This is a genomic window from Actinosynnema sp. ALI-1.44, assembly GCF_001984155.1.
GTDB lineage: Bacteria > Actinomycetota > Actinomycetes > Mycobacteriales > Pseudonocardiaceae > Kibdelosporangium.
The window spans coordinates 507,632-525,183 of record NZ_MTQO01000054.1; the positions used below are offsets into that span (position 1 = coordinate 507,632).

Here is a 17,552-nt window from a genome sequence, read left to right on the forward strand (position 1 = left end):
CGCCCGTGACAGGGCCTGCGCGGAGCTCTACCGCGCCACGAGGCCGCGTCCTGTGATGAGCGGAAGATCAAGCGCGGTAAGCAGGCCCGGTGCGGCTTCGACGACCGCCGGGATCGCGTTGACCAGGCGCATCGCCGTTGTCTTCAGGCCCGCTGTGTTGTGGTCGCCGTCCGTGGTCATCAGTTGCAGGTCGATGGTCATGGTTGGTTCACCGGTCACGATCACGCGGTAGCTGCCCTGCCCGACCGGCTGCGGCCAGTCCGGCGCGAGGTCGGCGCGCAGCCGGGTGACGTGTTCGAGGACGCAGACGGCCTTGCCACTTGCCATCCCGGCCACCTCGAACCGGAGCGCGGCCGCGGTGCCCGCTTCGATGGTGCCCGACTTGATCTCGAACGTCTCCGGCGCGGGCACGATCTCGTGCGTGGCCTTGACCTCGTCGAGTTGTACGGCCAGTCCCGCCGCTATCTGCCGGACGACGCTGCCCCACGCGAGTTCGAGCACGCCGGGCTGGAGCAGCAGCGGGGTGTCACCAGGTTGTGCGCCGAACCCCATGATGTCGAAGAGGACCTTGCGGTTGTCGTACGTCGAGTAGTCCAGGATCTCCTGGCAGCGGACCTCGTCGATCCGTTCGCTGACACCGGTCAGCAGGAGGGGGAGCGCGTCGTTGGCGAAGCCCGGGTCGATCCCGTTCACCCACAGGGAGGCCCCGCCCTCCGCCGCGGCTGCCCTGATCTGGCCGGTGACCTCGTCCGGTACGACCCCGTCGGGGAACTGGAGGAACACGGGTGCGCTCGACACCACGTTCACCCCGGCGCGCAGGAACAGGGCGAGGTCGGCCAGTGCCTCGGTCAGCCGGTCGTCCGCCATCGCGGTGTAGACGACGCAGTCGGGTTTCAACGCCAACAGGGCCTCAGCGTCGTTCGTCGCCTTGACGCCGAGCTCGCGGCCGAGCCCGGCGAGCTCACCGGCGTCCCGGCCGACTTTGTCCGGTGTGGACACCCAGACGCCTGCCAGCTCCGTGTCGGGGCGGGCGTCGATGCCCGCGATCGCGTGGCGGCCGACGTTTCCCGTGCTCCACTGGACGACGCGGTAGGTCACAGGTCCTCCAAACCGAGATCGAGCGTGGGTCGTTCGGTACCGCCGTCGACTTCGAGCACCTTGCCGGTGACGAACTTCCCCGCCGTGCTGACCAGGTACACCACGGCCGAGGCGATGTCGTCCGGTTCGCCGATGACACCGAGCGGAGTTGCCTGTTCCATCTTCGACTTGATCTCTTCGTCGCGCAGCACGATGTCCAGTGCGGAGGTGGCGACCGATCCGACGCAGATGGCGTTGACCCGGATCCTCGGCGACAGATCGGCGGCGGCCAGCTTCGTGTAGTGCGACAGTGCGGCCTTGGCGGTGCCGTACGCGAGGAATCCCCGGCCGGTCAGGCGGGCCATCGCGGAGGAGATGTTGACGATGGACCCGCCGCCGGTCTCCAGCATGAGCGGCACGGCGGCGAGGTTCAGCGCGTGCGCGGTGGCCACGTTGAAGTGGAACGCGTCTTTCAACGCGTCGGGCGTGGTGTGCGGGAACGGCGCGGGCATCGATCCGCCGACGTTGTTCACCACGATGTCCAGCCTGCCGAACTCGTCCTTGGCGGTTTCCGCCAGTCCGGCGACCGCGCCGAGGTCGTTGAGGTCGGCTTCGACGGCCACGGCCCGCCTGCCCGCGGCTTCGACCCGACCGGCGACGGCTTCGAGCTGGTCGGCGGTCCGCGAGGAGATGACGACGTCCGCACCGGCTTCGGCGAGCGCGACAGCGGTCGCGGCCCCGATCCCCCGTCCGGCACCGGTCACCACACCGACGAGCCCGTCCACCCGGAACCGATCGAGGATCATGGGAAAACTGTAACACGTTCTAATCTGGCTGGTGGAGTACGCGGATCTTCCCGGACTGGCCGGAAACCCGGCGCCAGCGGGTGGCTGTCTTGGCGTCGGGCACGTACACGGTCGTGTCCTTGCTGCCCAACGCGACGGGTGGGAGGTCGGCGACGGGACCGCGGAGGTACACGGTCGTGAGCTCAGGCAGCGACGAGAGCACGGACAGATCCTCGATCCCGGTACAGCCTAGGTCCAGCACCGCCAGATCGGTCAACGCGCTCAGCGGCTCGACAGTGGGGACATAGACGTTGCTCAACGTGAGCGCGGTCAGCCGCTCGAACAGGACGAGCGGTGCGATGTCGCGCAACCACTGCGTGTCCGTGAAAGAAAGCTTTCGCAGATGGGGTAATGAACGCCCCAGTTGGGGCAGTCCACCGGGCGGGGCGATCGGACCCATGAGTTCGAATGCGCGTAAACCGGGTATGTCGCGCAACGGCTCCAGTGATGTCAACGTTCCCGGTACTTCCAGGCCGAGCGCGGTCAACTCGCCCAGTGCGGCGAGCGGGGAGAAGTCGTGCACCGTCCTGACGTCGCTCAACTTCAGTTCGGTGAGACTGGTCAGCGAGCGCACGAACTCGATGTCGTCGAGCCCGTGCAGCCCCACGATCAGGGTTTTCAGCGATCCGAGCCGCGCCAACGCTTCCAGTCCGGTCACTTCGCTCCACGCCCACAGGGCCAGGAACTCGAGGCCGGGCTGAGTGGTCAACGGCGTCAGGTCGGTGAACTCGCCCTGTGCCCAGAACTTGCGGACCGGAGGCAGGCCTGTGATCGACTCGAGGCTGCCCGCGTGGCTCAACTGCAGGGTATCGATGGACTTCAGGTCCCGCACCAGGCGGCACGCCGCGAGTTCCGCAGCGCTGTTGATGAAGGCGCGATCGAGGAACGCACGCAGGTGGGCGATCACCTGCTCGGCGTACTCGGCGGGGTCGAAGTACGCGGCCATCTCGACCAACCGCCGTTGGACGGGGCCGGGGGCGGCGCGGGCGAACCGGGAGAGAACCCGCAATGCCTCGTCGCCGCCGACCAAGGCCACCGTTTTGATCAGCGCTTTCGCTTGGGCGTTCGTGGTCTTGGTCAAGTCGTCGGGCACGTGCCGCAGCAGCGGGCGGCCGATCGACGCCAGCGACCTGGCCTCGTTGGAACGGCGTGGTGGCACGAGGTTCGTGACGCAGTCGTCGATCCGCGCACGCAGCTTGTCGTCCAGCGGACCCGACGTTTCGAGACACGCGGCGGTGAGCAGCCGGAGGGCGCGGGCGTTGCGCACTTCGGCGTCCGCCCGGTCGAGCAGCCCGGACAGCAGTTCGTGGCGTACCGGGTTGTTGGCGTGACCCGCCGCGAGGATGACGGTCTCGCGCCAGGTGTCCAGGTGCGCGTGGTCCACGAGCAGCCCCACGTCGCCGTGTTCGGCGGCTTCCGCGGCGGTCAGGTACTCCTGGAACGTTCGGTGCACGAAGTCGATCCGGTCCAGGGCCGGTTGCCGCACGACACCGCTCCGCTGCACCAAGTTGTCCACAATGGATCCGGCTTCGCCGGCGGGGAGCGACATGGTGCTCAACCGTTCGGAGACCCGCTTGACGGCCTCCTCCCGGGTGAGTTCGGTGCGGTTGTTCAGCGACAACCGCCAGGCCAGGTACTGCAGCAGGTGGAGCTTGTTGCGGATGCTCAGCGCTGCGTTGTCATGACTGGGGATTCGGCGTTCGACGTCGCGGCGCTCCAGCAACATGTCCAGCGCCGCCGCATAGATGCCCATCCTGTCAGGCGGTAACGCGGTGTGCTGGTCGAGGTTGAGCGCGCAGAGCAGCGCGCAGAGCAGCGGGTTGGTCGCCAGTGTCTGCAACGGTGCGCTGGTGTCGAGTTTCGCGAGCAGCGCGCGTTCGTAACCGGGGAGTTCGTGGTCCTCGCACGGCAGATGCCCGGCGCCCCGAACAGACGTGTGCCAGAAGGAGATGAGCGCACGGATGTCCTGCGGGCTCATTCGTTCCAACGACGCCGTTTCGAAATCGTCGTCGCGCAGCCACAGCGCGGCGGCGGCGCCTGGCCGGGCGGTCATCACGACCCGGTTCTCGGGGTACGTGGTCAGCACGTTCCGAATCCACTCGCGCACCGCGTTGCGTTTCGGCACGGGCAGTTCGTCGACCCCGTCGACCAGCAGCAACGCCTGACCGGCCGACAGCACGCGGTGCACCCACCCCGGCGGCATCAGCGAGCCGAAGGGACAGCCGATGCTGTCGAGATAGTGCTCGGGCTGGGGAAGGTCGCCGCTCGCGTAGGCCCGCAGCCGGACGAAAAACGGGACCACGCCGTTCCACTTGGCCAGAGTGCCCCGGAAAGCGCCGCGTGCGGCGGTGATCGCCAGCCACTGCAGCAATGTCGTCTTACCGGAGCCCGGCTCACCGACCAGCAGGGTACGACTGGCCCCGGCGAGCGCTTGTTCGACTCGCAGGGTGCTGACATCCGGGAGTTTCCTGTCGAACAACAACCCGTTGTGGCCGGTCGGCTGCCGGGCCTCGGTCGAGACCGTCAAGCTGACGTAGGCGACCCTGAGCGAGGTCTGCGGCCGGAAGTTCCTGGTGTGCACGCCGAACAGTTCGATGTGATCCAGCGTCTTGCTGACGTAGGACAGGTAGCGGTGGAGGAACTCCTCGTCGTGGTCGGTCCCGGCCGGTGCGTCCAGCGAGTGGGCAGGCAGGCGGCGCAGCAGTTGTTCGACCTGGTGGCGCAGTTGCGACATCCGGGCCAGTGTCTCCGCGATCCCGCGTGGGGTGAACGAGTCCAGGTGCACAGCGATCTGCGTGTAGATCGTGCAGCACTCGGCCAGCAGCCGGGTGTACAACGCCGCACCGGCAGTGCCGAGCGGCGGCTGGTTCGCCAGGGTCCTCTGCAGGTGCCGGGCCAGGTTGACCGGATCGGCGTCCGCGTCGAAGAAGACGTCGTCGGAGAGGTCCGCGCTGGTGAAGGCGTCGACGACCGCTTCGATGGCCAGGCGCCGCTCGGCTTCGCCCAGCCCGGCCCATTCGCCGGTGCAGAACGCCTCCAGCCGTTGCGCCACGGCGTCGCACATCGCCTCGATCTCGCGGCTGAGCTTGCGGCGTTTGTAGTCGTCGAAGACCGTCACGTTGATCAGGTCCGCCAATGGCCGCGACCTGTTCGCGTGCTTGCGCCTGTCCGCGATCACCGCCTGCGCGACGGGTTTGATCAGATTCTGGGCCAGCCGCACCGCGTCGGTCATGGCCCGAATCTACTGCCACCGGCCTACCGGCCGGGTCGGGTCACTCGTTCGGACGGCGATGGGGGACGACCACGGGTGTCCCGTCCGGGCCGGGCAGGACGCTCAGCTTCGCGTCGTAGTGCCGGGCGAGGACGTCGGCGTCCAGCACCGAGGCCGGTTTCCCCGCTGCCACGACCTTTCCGCCGTCCAGCAGGAGCAGTTGGTCCGCGTACTGGCCCGCCAGAGTCAGGTCGTGCAGCGTGGAGACCACAGTCGTGCCGTCTTCGGTACGCAACCGGTCGACCAACTCCAGCAACGACTGCGCGTGCCCGATGTCGAGTCCTGTCGTCGGCTCGTCCAGCAACAGGATCCCGGTCTGCTGGGCAAGGACTCGGGCGAGGACGGCGCGTTGCCGCTCACCGCCGGACAGCGTCCGCAGCTTGCGCCCCGCCAGTGCGGCCAGGTCCAGTCTGCTCAGGACCTGGTGGACCACCGCGAAATCCCGTGGCCCCTCACGGGCGAGCGTTCCCAGGTGCGGTGTCCGTCCGAGCAGGGCGTACGAACTCACCGACAGGCCGTCCGGCAGCAGCGGGGTTTGCGGCGCGTAGCCGAAGGCCTTCGCCCGGTCCCGCGCGCTCAGGTGCCGCACCGGTTTGTCTTCCCACAGCACCGATCCCGTGTGCGGGACCAGACCGGCGATCGCCTTGAGCAAAGTGGACTTCCCGGCGCCGTTCGGTCCGATGATCGCCAGCCAGCCGCCGCGCGGGACCGGCACCGACACCCCCGACACCACCGGCTTGCCCCGGTAGCCCGCCGCCACATCCTTCAGTTCCAGCATGTCAGGACCTGTTCATCCGCAGTACGAGCAGGAAGAAGGGCGCACCGGTGAACGCCGTGATCACGCCGATCGGCAGTTCCGCTGGCGCGAGGACGGTTCTGGCGATCTCGTCGGCCAGGATCAGGAACGTCGCGCCGCCGAGCAGGGACAGCGGCAGCACGATCCGGTAGCTCGCCCCCGCCAGCAGCCGGACCACGTGCGGGACGACGATGCCGACGAACCCGATCAGACCGGCCACCGAGACCGCCGCCGCGGTCGCCAGGGACGCCGCGCCGAGCACCAGCAACCGGACACGTGCCGGTCTGATGCCCAGCGAGGCGGCTTCCTCGTCGCCCACTGTCAGCACGTCGAGCAGCCGCGCGCACAGCCACAGCACGACACTCGTGACCGCGATGTAAGGCAGGGTCAGCAGAACCTCACGCCAGCCCGTCGTGTTCAGGCCACCCAGCATCCACGAGTAGACGCGTTGGATCGTGTCGATGTTGGCCTGTTGCACGAACGTCTGCACGGCCGTCAGGAACGACGCCACCGCGACGCCCGCGAGCAACAGCGACGCCGTGCTGCGACCGGCCGACTGGCTCAGCGCCCACGAAAGTCCCACGCCGCCTAGGGCCCCGACGAACGCCGCCAGTGGCAGCGCGATGCTCCACGTCGGCGCGGTGACGACGATGATCGTCGCGCCCAGCCCCGCACCCGCGGCCGCGCCGAGCAGGTACGGATCCGCGAGCGGATTGCGGAACACCCCTTGGAACGCCGCGCCGGAGATCGCGAGCGCGCCGCCGACCAAGGCCGCCAGCACCACCCGTGGCGCCCTGAGGTACCACAGGATCGCCGCTTCCCGTTCGGTCAACGGGGACACACCGCCGGTCAGCTGGGCCCAGATCTCCTGCAGCACGCGGTTGAACCCGAGGCTGGACACACCGAGCAGCAGTGAGCCGAACGCGGTCAGCGCGAAGACGACGAGGGCGATCGCCAGTGCGCGGCCCGGCAGGCCGGGAGCTTTCAGGCCCCCGCTCGCTTCACCGCGTCCGACACCTGTTTCACCAGCTCCGTGATCCTCGGCCCCCACCGGGAGGCGATGTCGTCGTCCAGCGCGACGATGTTGTTCTTCTGCACTGCCGTCAGCGTCTGCCACTGCGGCCTGGCGCGGACGGTCTCGGCGGTCTGGGCGCAGCATTTGGTGTCCGAGAGAAAGATCAGGTCCGGGTTGGCCTGGAAGAGGGCTTGCTGACCGAGCTGCGGGTATCCGCCCGCCGCGGGTGTGTCGGCCGGGTCGGCCACGTTCACGAGTCCGAACTGGCCGTACACCCGGCCGATGAACGTCGCCGAGGTCGCGGTGTACAGGTCGGGGCCGAGTTCGTGGTAGTACTTCAGCGACTTGCGCGGTGTCTCGTCGACGGTCTTCTTGATCTCGTCACGGGCCTTGCGGACCACGTCGTCGGCCTGCTGGACCTGGCCGGTGGCCTTGCCGAGCAGTGTCCACTGTGCATACGCCTCGTCGAGCGTCTTGGCCGTCGGCAACAACAACACCGGGATCTTCACCGCCGCCAGCCCGCCAACGACGTCGTTCGCGTCGTTCGCGACGACGACCAGATCGGGGTTCTGCTTGGTGATCGCCTCGACGTTCGGCTTGAACCCGGACAGCTGGGTGCGCGGCGCCTCGGCGGGGAAGGTCGACTGGTCGTCCACAGCGGCCACCTGCTTGCCCGCGCCGATCGCGAACAGCACCTCGGTCGCGGTCGGGCTCAGCGACACGATCCGGGTGGGTTGACGTTCGACGACGACTTGCTTACCGTCGGGCGCGCTCAGCGTCGCGGGGAACGCGGGCTGGGCGGGGGCGGGCGTCGTGGCCGGTTGCTCTCTGGTGGCGCAGGAGGCCAGTGCGAACACGCTCAGTAGCGACAGGATTGCCGTCGAAACCCGGCGGGAAGAGCTCATTGCAGGCACGCTACCAGGTGGTTTGTCATATTTCGCGGCAACCCGTACGTCGGTTATGCTTAGCATGACGAACGATCTCCGGCCGCGTCGGGCCGACATCGTCTCGATCAGTCAAATCGTTACCTGACCGGGCGGATTTCACTCAGCGAGAGTGTTTTTTGCGTTTCGCGGCTGTTAAGGTCACGTCAACCAAGCGGGCCATCGGCGTCCCGCGCCCAGAAGAAGGAAACACCTGAGCGCGAGGACGACGAGGGAGGTCTGCTCATGATCTTCTCCGCCATCCCGGGTCCCCAGGGCCTGTACGACCCCACCACCGAGGTGGATTCCTGTGGCGTGGCGATGGTTGCCGACATTCTCGGCAGGCGGTCGCACGGCATCGTGTCGGACGGGCTGACAGCACTGGCGAACCTGGAACACCGCGGCGCCGCCGGGGCGGAACCGACCAGCGGCGACGGCGCCGGCATCCTGGTCCAGCTGCCCGACCGGCTGCTGCGGGCGGTGGCAGGCATCGAACTGCCCGAGGCGGGTGAGTACGCGGCCGGGATCGCCTTCCTGCCCGCGGACGCGGCCGAACGAACCGCGGCGACCGAGCAGATCGGCCGGATCGCCGCGGAAGAGAACCTGACCGTCCTGGGCTGGCGCGACGTCCCGATCGCGCCGGACGCGGCGGACGTCGGCCCGACGGCGCGGTCGGTGATGCCGCACTTCGCCATGCTTTTCGTTGCGGGACTTGAGGACGACGCCGGGCGCGTGCCGACGGGCATCGAGCTGGACCGGCTGGCGTTCTGCCTGCGCAAGCGTGCCGAGCACGAGAGCAGGGCCGCGGGCAACGGCGTGTACTTCGCGTCGCTGTCGGCGCGCACGATCGTCTACAAGGGAATGCTGACCACCGAGCAGCTGCCGAGGTTCTTCCCCGACCTGGTGGACGAGCGGCTGGAGAGCGCGATCGCGCTGGTGCACAGCCGGTTCTCCACCAACACGTTCCCGTCGTGGCCGTTGGCGCACCCGTTCCGGTTCGTCGCCCACAACGGTGAGATCAACACCGTTCGCGGCAACCGCAACCGGATGCGCGCCCGTGAGGCACTGCTCGAGTCGGAACTGATCCCCGGGGACCTGTCCAGGCTGTACCCGATCGTCGACCCGGACGGCTCGGACTCGGCGTCCTTCGACGAGGTGCTGGAGCTGCTCCACCTTGGCGGCCGCAGCCTGCCGCACGCGGTGCTGATGATGATCCCGGAGGCGTGGGAGAACCACGCCACGATGGACGCCGCGCGTCGTTCCTTCTACCAGTTCCACGCCAGCGTGATGGAGCCCTGGGACGGCCCCGCCTGTGTCACGTTCACCGACGGCGCAGTCGTCGGCGCGGTGCTGGACCGCAACGGTCTGCGCCCCGCGCGTTGGTGGCGTACGGCGGACGACCGCGTCGTGCTGGCCAGCGAGACCGGTGTGCTGGACGTGCCGCCGGACCAGATCGTGGCCAAGGGCCGCCTCCAGCCGGGCCGGATGTTCCTGGTGGACACCGAGGCGGGCCGGATCGTCGGCGACGACGAGATCAAGTCGGAGCTGGCCGGTGAGCTGCCGTACGACGAGTGGCTGCACGCCGGCCTGCTCGAGCTGTCGGACCTGCCCAACCGTGAGCACGTCGTGCAGACGCACGAGTCGGTGCTGCGCCGCCAGCTGACCTTCGGCTACACCGAGGAAGAGCTCAAGATCCTGCTCACCCCGATGTCGGTGAAGGGCGCCGAGCCGATCGGCTCGATGGGCACGGACACACCACCGGCGGCGCTGTCCAAGCGGCCCAGGCTGCTCTACGACTACTTCAAGCAGAACTTCGCCCAGGTCACCAACCCACCGCTGGACGCGATCCGCGAAGAGCTGGTCACATCGATGTCCCGGATCATGGGCCCCGAGCAGAACCTGCTCGACCCCGGCCCGCGCACCTGCAGGCACATCCAGCTGCGCTACCCGGTCATCGACAACGACGAGCTGGCCAAGCTGATCCACATCAACGACGACGGGGACCTGCCCGGCTTCGCCTGCACCGTCCTGTCCGGACTGTACGAGGTGGACGGTGGTGGCCCCGCGCTCGCCGCCGCGATCGAGCGCGTGCGCCGCGAGGCGTCCGAGGCGATCGCCGCGGGCGCCCGCACACTGGTGCTGTCCGACCGGGACTCCGACCACCGGATGGCGCCGATCCCGTCCCTGCTTCTGGTGTCCTCCGTGCACCACCACCTGGTGCGCACGAAGGAGCGGCTGCGGGTCGCTCTGGTCGTGGAAAGCGGCGACGCCCGCGAGGTGCACCACATCGCGCTGCTGCTGGGCTACGGCGCCGCCGCGGTGAACCCGTACCTGGCGTTCGAGTCCATCGAGGACCTGATCAGCGGTGGCGCGATCACCGGCATCGAGCCGAGGGTCGCGATCCGCAACTACGTCGGCGCGCTGGTCAAGGGCGTGCTGAAGATCATGTCCAAGATGGGCATCTCCACCGTCGGCGCGTACACCGCCGCTCAGGTGTTCGAGGCTTTCGGCCTGGCCAACGACGTCCTGGCCGAATATTTCACGGGTACCTCCTCGAAGCTCGGCGGTGTCGGGCTCGACGTGATCGCCGAGGAGGCGGCGCAGCGCCACCGCCGCGCCCACCCGGAGAACCCGACCGACCGGGTGCACCGGCGGCTGGAGAGCGGCGGCGAGTACGCCTACCGCCGCGAGGGCGAGCTGCACCTGTTCACGCCCGAGACCGTCTTCCTGTTGCAGCACGCGACGAAGACCGGCCGCGAGGACGTGTACCGCGAGTACGTCGGCGAGGTCGAGCGGCTCAACCGCGAAGGCGGTGCGCTGCGTGGGCTATTCCGGCTCAAGACCGGGCAACGCCCCCCGGTCCCGCTCAACGAGGTCGAGCCGATCGAGGCCATCCTCAAGCGGTTCAACACCGGCGCGATGTCGTACGGCTCCATCTCGGCCGAGGCGCACGAGACCATGGCGATCGCGATGAACCGGATCGGCGGCCGGTCCAACACCGGCGAGGGCGGCGAGGACGCGCAGCGCCTCTACGACCCCGAGCGCCGGTCGGCGATCAAGCAGGTCGCGAGTGGACGGTTCGGCGTCACCAGCGAGTACCTGGTCAACGCCGACGACATCCAGATCAAGATGGCCCAGGGCGCGAAGCCCGGCGAAGGCGGCCAGCTGCCGCCGAACAAGGTGTACCCGTGGATCGCCCGCACCCGGCACTCGACCGCGGGCGTGGGGCTCATCTCGCCGCCACCGCACCACGATATCTATTCGATCGAGGACCTGGCGCAGCTGATCCACGACCTGAAGAACGCCAACGAGCGGGCCCGCATCCACGTGAAGCTGGTCAGCGAGCTCGGCGTCGGCACGGTCGCGGCGGGCGTCGCCAAGGCGCACGCGGACGTCGTGCTGATCTCCGGCCACGACGGCGGAACCGGTGCCTCGCCACTGAACTCGTTGAAGCACGCGGGAACGCCGTGGGAGATCGGTCTCGCCGAGACCCACCAGACGTTGATGCTCAACGGCCTGCGCGACCGGATCACCGTGCAGGTGGACGGTGCGATGAAGACCGGCAGGGACGTGGTGATCGCCGCGCTGCTCGGTGCCGAGGAGTACGGCTTCGCCACCGCGCCGCTCATCGTCGAGGGCTGCGTGATGATGCGCGTCTGCCACCTGGACACGTGCCCGGTCGGCATCGCCACGCAGAACCCGGTGCTGCGCAAGCGGTACACCGGCAAGGCCGAGCACGTGGTGAACTACTTCCACTTCATCGCCAACGAGGTCCGCGAGCTGTTGGCGGAACTGGGTTTCCGGACCATCGACGAGGCCGTCGGGCACGCCGAGATGCTGGACGTCGACGACGCCGTCGAGCACTGGAAGGCCAGCGGCCTCGACCTGACGCCGGTGTTCGAGGTTCCGGAGAACACGTACGACAACGCTCCCCGCAAGGTCCGCGAGCAGGACCACGGCCTGGCGCACGCGCTCGACCGCACGTTGATCCAGCTGTCCGAAGCGGCACTGGAGGACGCGCACCCGGTGAAGCTGGAACTGCCGGTGCGCAACGTCAACCGCACGGTCGGCACGCTGCTCGGCTCCGAGGTCACGCGCCGCTACGGTGGTGACGGCCTGCCGGAGGGCACGATCGACGTGACGCTGACCGGGTCGGCCGGCCAGTCGCTCGGCGCGTTCCTGCCGCGCGGGATCGCCATCGACCTCGTCGGCGACGCGAACGACTACGTCGGCAAGGGCCTGTCCGGTGGGCGGATCGTCGTCCGCCCGCACCCGGACTCGCTGTTCGCCGCCGAGGCGCAGGTGATCGCGGGCAACGTGATCGGCTACGGCGCCACCTCCGGCGAGATCCACCTGCGCGGCCGGGTCGGTGAACGGTTCGGTGTGCGCAACTCGGGCGCGGTGATCGTCGCGGAAGGCGTCGGCGATCACGCGTTCGAGTACATGACCGGTGGCCGTGCCGTCGTGCTCGGCCCGACCGGCCGCAACCTCGCGGCCGGGATGTCCGGCGGTGTCGCGTACGTGCTCGATCTGCGGCCCGCGCTCGTCAACACCGAGATGGTGGACCTGCAGCGGCTCAACGCCGACGACCTGGACTGGTTGCGGGAGACCGTGACACGCCACCACAGGCTGACCGGTTCGGCCGTCGCGGCGTCGCTGCTGGGCGACTGGACGCGGCGTTCGGTGTCCTTCACCAAGGTGATGCCGCGTGACTACGCGCGAGTCCTGGAGGCCATGCGGCTGGCTCGTGCCGAAGGTCGTGACGTCGACGAGGCAGTGATGGAGGCGTCCCGTGGCTGACCCGAACGGTTTCCTTTCCCACACCCGCAAGGACGCGCCGAAGCGGCCGATCGACGACCGGCTCGGCGACTGGCGTGAGGTCTACGAGGCCCTGTCACCGTCCGAACGCGACACCCAGGTCCGCAAGCAGGCGACGCGCTGCATGGACTGCGGCATCCCGTTCTGCCACTCCGGCACGGCGGGGTGCCCGCTGGGCAACCTGATCCCGGAGTGGAACGACCTGGTCCGCCGCGGCGCCTGGGAACTGGCCAGCGAACGGCTGCACGCGACCAACAACTTCCCGGAGTTCACCGGGAAGTTGTGCCCGGCGCCGTGCGAGTCGGCCTGCGTGCTGTCCATCTCGCCGGACTCCGGCGGCGCGGTCACCATCAAGCGCATCGAGGAGACGATCTCCGAAGTCGCGTGGGACACCAACTCCGTCGCCGCCCGTGTGTCCACTGTGTCATCCGGCAAGCGGGTCGCCGTAGTCGGTTCCGGCCCGGCCGGGCTGGCCGCCGCGCAGCAGCTGACCCGCGCGGGCCACGAGGTCACGGTGTTCGAACGGGACGACCGGCTCGGTGGCCTGCTGCGCTACGGCATCCCCGAGTTCAAGATGGAGAAGAAGGTCCTTGACCGGCGGCTCGCGCAACTGCGCGCCGAGGGCACGAAGTTCGTGACCGGTTGTGAGGTCGGCGGCAGCGGCCTGTCGGTCGAGGAGCTCCGTGAGTCCTTCGAAGCCGTGGTCCTCGCGGTCGGTGCCCTGCGTGGCCGGGACGCGCCGGACATCCCGGGGCGTGAGCTCAAGGGCGTGCACCTGGCCATGGACCACCTGGTTCCGGCCAACCGCGAGTGCGAAGGCGACGGCCCGTCGCCGATCAGCGCCGCGGGCAAGCACGTCCTGGTCATCGGCGGTGGCGACACGGGCGCGGACTGTTACGGCACCGCGACCCGCCAGGGCGCGTTGAGCGTGACGCAGCTCGACCAGTACCCGAAACCACCGGACGCCAGGGACGACGAGCGCTCGCCGTGGCCGACCTGGCCGGTCGTACTCCGGACCTATCCGGCGCACGAGGAAGCGGGCGAGCGCCGGTTCGCCGTCGCGGTGCAGGGTTTCGTCGGTGACGACGAAGGCAACGTGCGCAAGGTCGAGTTGCGGACTGTCCGGGTCGAGAAGGATCCGAAGACCGGGACACGCGTGGTGACGCCGGTGTCCGACGAGGTGGAGACCATCCCGGTGGACCTGGTGCTGCTGGCGATCGGGTTCGAGGGCGTCGAGCACATGCCGTTGCTGGACGGTCTCGGCCTGCGGTTGACCAAGCGCGGAACGCTGTCGTGCGGCCCGGACTGGCAGACGACCGCGCCCGGCGTGTTCGTCTGCGGCGACGCGCACCGCGGCGCGTCCCTTGTGGTCTGGGCGATCGCCGAGGGCCGCTCGGTGGCCAACGCCGTCGACGCGTACCTCACCGGCGCCTCCGACCTGCCCGCCCCGGTGCACCCGACCGCTCTGCCCCTGGCTGTCGTTTGACGCGCGGCGCACAATCTGGGTATGGCTCAGATTGTCCTCACTGGCGCGTCGCTGACCGTTGACGACGTCGCCGGGTTCGCGTCCGGTGACGTCCGGGTCAGCGTGGACCCGGCGGCGCTGGACGACGCCGAGGCGGCGTGGAAGCTGCAACGGGAAGCGATCGCCCGGCGTGCCGTCTACGGCCGGACAACCGGTGTCGGGGCGAACAAGACGGTCGTCACCGAGGGCACGGCGGACGACAGCCTCCGGCTGATGCGCAGTCACGCGGGCGGTGTCGGTGAGCTGATGCAGCCCGGTCTGGTCAGGGCGATGTTGCTGGTCCGGCTCAACCAGCTGGCGGCCGGGCGCTCCGGCGTGCACCCCAGGCTGTTGCTTGCCGTGGCGGAGGCGTTGAACAGCAACAGTTTGCCCGCCGTGCACCGGATCGGCGCGATCGGCACCGGCGACCTGACCGCACTGGCCGAGACCGCGCTGACGCTGACCGGTGAGCGGCCGTGGGCCACCGGGGCGATCGAGCCGGTCCAGTTCGGAGTCGGTGAGGCACTGGGGTTTCTCAGCAGCAACGCCGCCACTTTGGCCGAGGCCGTCCTGGTCGCGGTCGAGCTGCGGAAGTTGTTGCGAGCCAGCCACGCGGTCGCCGCGTTGTCGTACATCGCGTTGGGCGGCTCGCCGGAGCCGTACGCGACCACTGTGCACGAAGCCAAACCGCACCCCGGTCAGGTCGAATGCGCCGCGGAGATGCGGCGTTTGCTCGGCATGACCGAAGTTCCCAAGCCGGGCAGGCGAATCCAGGACCCGTACGGCCTGCGTGCTTTCCCACAGGTACAAGGGCCCGCGCTGGACGCGGTGGCGTACCTGGAGAAGGTGCTCACGACCGAGATCAACGCGTCGACCGAGAACCCGATGATCTCGGTGCAGGACAACGACGTCTACCACAACGCGCACTTCCACACCGCGTACGTCGCGGTCGCGCTCGACACCGCACGCGCGACCATGCACCACGTTGCCGAGCTCGCCGCGGCCCGGCTGGGAGATCTGGTCGAACCGGACCAGACGGACCTGCCCGCGTTCCTCGCGTCGGGACCGCCCGGCAGTTCCGGCGTGATGATCCTCGAGTACGTCGCCCACGACGCGCTCGCGCAGCTGCGGCAAGCGGCTTTGCCGGTGACACTGGGCAGTGCGATCGTCTCGCGGGGACTGGAGGACCACGCGTCGTTCTCGACCCAGGCCGCGCGCCAGGCCGGGCAGGTGGCCGCCGCGTACCGGTTCGTGCTCGGCTGCGAACTCGTCGCGGCTGTGCGGGCGTTGCGGATGCGCGCCGCCGACCTGGTCGACGTGCCGGTCCGTGCGGCGTACGACCACATGGACGCGATCCTCGACCCCCGGATGGACGACCGGACGCTGACCGAGGACGTCGAACGGGCCGCAGCGGCCCTCAGCGCGCTCGCCGCCTCGTGAGTGTTCAGCGTGGTTCTACCCCCCGCTGAACACTCACGAGGGGGACCTGCCTGCTTGTCGTGCTGTCGCTCGTTCGCCCCGCAGCCGCGCCGGATCAGCCCGCCAGCAGTTCGGAAAGCCGGTCGAACCGCTGAAGGTGCTCGTGGTCGTCTGGCTGGTCGGGGCAGTCGCCGTACGGGTCGAAGTGGATCGGGCGCAGCCCGGCGAGCCTGGCACCGTCCACATCGGCCCTGGCGGTGTCGCCGAGGTACGCGGTTTCCGTCGCTGTGACGCCCATGTGCTCCAGCGCGAAGCCGAAGATGGCCGGATCCGGTTTGCGCACGCCGACAACGCCTGAGTCGATGACCACCTCGACCGGGACGAGGTCACCCGCACCGGCCTGGCAGACACCCGCGGTGACGAGCATCTCGGCGACGGTGCCCACCGAGTTGGACACGATCCCGACCCGGTAGCCGTCGGAGAGCAGCCGTTCGATGCCCTCCGCGGCGTGCGGGGCCCGCTGCAGCCACGCCTCGCCGGTGAAGTGCTCGTCGAGTTCCGCGAGGACCCGCTGGGTGAACTCGTCGGTCACGCCACACCGCTGCGCCACCACCCGCCGGTAGAGATCCAGGTCGACCCCGCCGGACGCGTCCATCGCCGCCGTCGCCGCGTAGTGCGCGCGGCGCAACTGCTCGTCGGTGAGTTCGATCCCGGCGTGCGCGACCGCCGCGCGCCACACCGAGGTGGTGGGCAGCAACAGGATGCCGCCGACGTCCAACAAGACTGTGGTGATCTGCCCCATGGTGCCCAAGCTATCCGAAATGGGAATAGTGGTGTCATGCCAGAACGAACTGACGGGTGGCTCGACTCGGCCGCCGAGCGCTTGGACAACGCCGTCACGCGATTCCTCGCCGCCGGTGGCGCGCCCGGGGCGGTCGCCGTCGTCGGGGACGCCGCGGGGGTCCGTTCGCTGGCTCACGGCGTGGTGGCGCCCAGCTTCGCCGAGGTCACACCGACGACCGGCACCCGCTACGACGTCGCCTCGCTGACGAAGCTCATGACATGGTTGCTCGCCGGGTTCTCGGTCGCCGACGGCGATCTGGAGCTGGACAAACCGGTGAGCACGTACCTCGGCCCGTCGACGCACCCGGCCTCGGGGCTGACGACCCGCCAGATGCTCGCCCACACCACGGGGCTGCGCTCGGCCACCCGCTTCGACGAGTACCTGGCCAGCGGTGTGCCGCTGGTCGAGCACATCCTCCGCGAGGAGCTGGAAACCCAGCCGGGTGAACGGATGCGCTACATCAACCGCGGGTTCGTCCTGCTCGGCCTCGTCCTCGAACGCGTCACCGGGCAGAACCTGGACGTGCTTGCCGCGGAACGGATCTGGCGCCCGTGGGAGATGCACTCCACTTCGTACGGGCCGTTGCCCGCGGGTGATCACGTCGCGCCCACTGAGCGACGGCTGATCGGCACCCGGCCGACCTGGGGTGTGGTGCACGACGAAAGTGCCGCGCTGATGGGCGGTGTGGCCGGGCACGCCGGGGTTTTCTCGACCGCGGCCGACCTGGCCCGGTTCGCGCGGGGGATTCTCCGGACCCGGCAGGCGGATTCACCCCTTGGCAGGTATGTGCACGACAGCTTCAGGGTGTACGCGTCGCAGGACGGGACAAGGCGCGGGCTCGGCTGGATCGTGGTGCCGGAGACCGGAACGGCCTACCACCACGGCTTCACCGGTACGAGCCTGTACCTCGCGCCGGACGCCGGCCGGTTCATGGTGGTGCTGACCAACGCCGTTTTCGTTTCCCGCGACCGGCGCGAGCTCAGCGTCCTGCGCGCCGGTGCGATGTCGGCGATGTCGGGCATGTCCACAGTGGACTAACC

At 69.1% G+C, this 17,552-nt stretch carries 11 protein-coding genes; 4 read left to right on the forward strand and 7 right to left on the reverse strand.

Annotated features, from left to right (window positions below):
• Positions 1-27 precede the first annotated feature (27 nt).
• The 6 genes from ALI144C_RS49350 to ALI144C_RS49375 are packed head-to-tail and all read right to left on the reverse strand — an operon-like array spanning position 28 to position 7,909.
• Positions 28-1,098 carry an NAD(P)H-dependent amine dehydrogenase family protein gene (locus tag ALI144C_RS49350; protein ID WP_076994205.1) on the reverse strand — a complete coding sequence of 357 codons (1,071 nt, stop codon included), beginning with the start codon at positions 1,096-1,098 and terminating at the stop codon, positions 28-30.
• Positions 1,095-1,883 (reverse strand): SDR family oxidoreductase, encoded by a 789-nt coding sequence (locus ALI144C_RS49355; protein ID WP_076994206.1) that lies wholly within the window; start codon positions 1,881-1,883, stop codon positions 1,095-1,097. The genes ALI144C_RS49350 and ALI144C_RS49355 overlap by 4 nt, the downstream gene beginning before the upstream one ends.
• Positions 1,884-1,902: 19 nt before the next feature.
• Entirely contained in the window at positions 1,903-5,154 is a 3,252-nt protein-coding gene (locus ALI144C_RS49360) for an NACHT domain-containing protein (protein WP_076994207.1), read from the reverse strand.
• Between the two features lie 40 nt (positions 5,155-5,194).
• Positions 5,195-5,971, reverse strand: coding sequence for an ABC transporter ATP-binding protein (locus ALI144C_RS49365; RefSeq protein ID WP_076994208.1), 777 nt, complete (start codon positions 5,969-5,971; stop codon positions 5,195-5,197).
• A gap of 1 nt (position 5,972) precedes the next feature.
• Complete coding sequence (locus ALI144C_RS49370) at positions 5,973-6,977, reverse strand: FecCD family ABC transporter permease (RefSeq protein WP_076994850.1); 1,005 nt, start codon at positions 6,975-6,977, stop codon at positions 5,973-5,975.
• Positions 6,974-7,909, reverse strand: coding sequence for an ABC transporter substrate-binding protein (locus ALI144C_RS49375; RefSeq protein ID WP_076994209.1), 936 nt, complete (start codon positions 7,907-7,909; stop codon positions 6,974-6,976). The genes ALI144C_RS49370 and ALI144C_RS49375 overlap by 4 nt, the downstream gene beginning before the upstream one ends.
• Before the next feature lie 264 nt (positions 7,910-8,173).
• Between ALI144C_RS49375 and gltB the strand changes: the two genes are divergently transcribed.
• Genes gltB through ALI144C_RS49390 form a run of 3 tightly spaced genes read left to right on the forward strand, consistent with a single transcriptional unit; the run spans position 8,174 to position 15,689 of the window.
• Positions 8,174-12,727 (forward strand): glutamate synthase large subunit, encoded by a 4,554-nt coding sequence (gene gltB, locus ALI144C_RS49380; RefSeq protein ID WP_076994210.1) that lies wholly within the window; start codon positions 8,174-8,176, stop codon positions 12,725-12,727.
• Entirely contained in the window at positions 12,720-14,231 is a 1,512-nt protein-coding gene (locus tag ALI144C_RS49385) for a glutamate synthase subunit beta (RefSeq protein ID WP_076994211.1), read from the forward strand. The genes gltB and ALI144C_RS49385 overlap by 8 nt, the downstream gene beginning before the upstream one ends.
• 21 nt (positions 14,232-14,252) lie before the next feature.
• Positions 14,253-15,689 (forward strand): aromatic amino acid ammonia-lyase, encoded by a 1,437-nt coding sequence (locus tag ALI144C_RS49390; RefSeq protein ID WP_076994212.1) that lies wholly within the window; start codon positions 14,253-14,255, stop codon positions 15,687-15,689.
• A 94-nt stretch (positions 15,690-15,783) separates the two neighbouring features.
• On the opposite strand, the gene ALI144C_RS49395 is transcribed toward ALI144C_RS49390, so the two are convergent.
• Complete coding sequence (locus ALI144C_RS49395) at positions 15,784-16,470, reverse strand: HAD family hydrolase (protein ID WP_076994213.1); 687 nt, start codon at positions 16,468-16,470, stop codon at positions 15,784-15,786.
• Positions 16,471-16,506: 36 nt separating this feature from the next.
• Here ALI144C_RS49395 and ALI144C_RS49400 point away from each other — a divergent pair, with 36 nt between their 5' ends.
• On the forward strand, positions 16,507-17,550 hold the full coding sequence (locus tag ALI144C_RS49400; RefSeq protein WP_083754069.1) for a serine hydrolase domain-containing protein: 1,044 nt from the start codon (positions 16,507-16,509) through the stop codon (positions 17,548-17,550).
• Positions 17,551-17,552 lie beyond the last annotated feature (2 nt).

Excerpts from the sequence above, each read along its gene's own strand:
- ALI144C_RS49355 (WP_076994206.1), bottom strand. The coding sequence starts at position 1,883 with ATGATCCTCGATCGGTTCCGGGTGGACGGGCTCGTCGGTGTGGTGACC.
- ALI144C_RS49360 (WP_076994207.1), bottom strand. The coding sequence starts at position 5,154 with ATGACCGACGCGGTGCGGCTGGCCCAGAATCTGATCAAACCCGTCGCG.
- ALI144C_RS49365 (WP_076994208.1), bottom strand. The coding sequence starts at position 5,971 with ATGCTGGAACTGAAGGATGTGGCGGCGGGCTACCGGGGCAAGCCGGTG.
- ALI144C_RS49375 (WP_076994209.1), bottom strand. The coding sequence starts at position 7,909 with ATGAGCTCTTCCCGCCGGGTTTCGACGGCAATCCTGTCGCTACTGAGC.
- gltB (WP_076994210.1), top strand. The coding sequence starts at position 8,174 with ATGATCTTCTCCGCCATCCCGGGTCCCCAGGGCCTGTACGACCCCACC.
- ALI144C_RS49390 (WP_076994212.1), top strand. The coding sequence starts at position 14,253 with ATGGCTCAGATTGTCCTCACTGGCGCGTCGCTGACCGTTGACGACGTC.
- ALI144C_RS49395 (WP_076994213.1), bottom strand. The coding sequence starts at position 16,470 with ATGGGGCAGATCACCACAGTCTTGTTGGACGTCGGCGGCATCCTGTTG.
- ALI144C_RS49400 (WP_083754069.1), top strand. The coding sequence starts at position 16,507 with ATGCCAGAACGAACTGACGGGTGGCTCGACTCGGCCGCCGAGCGCTTG.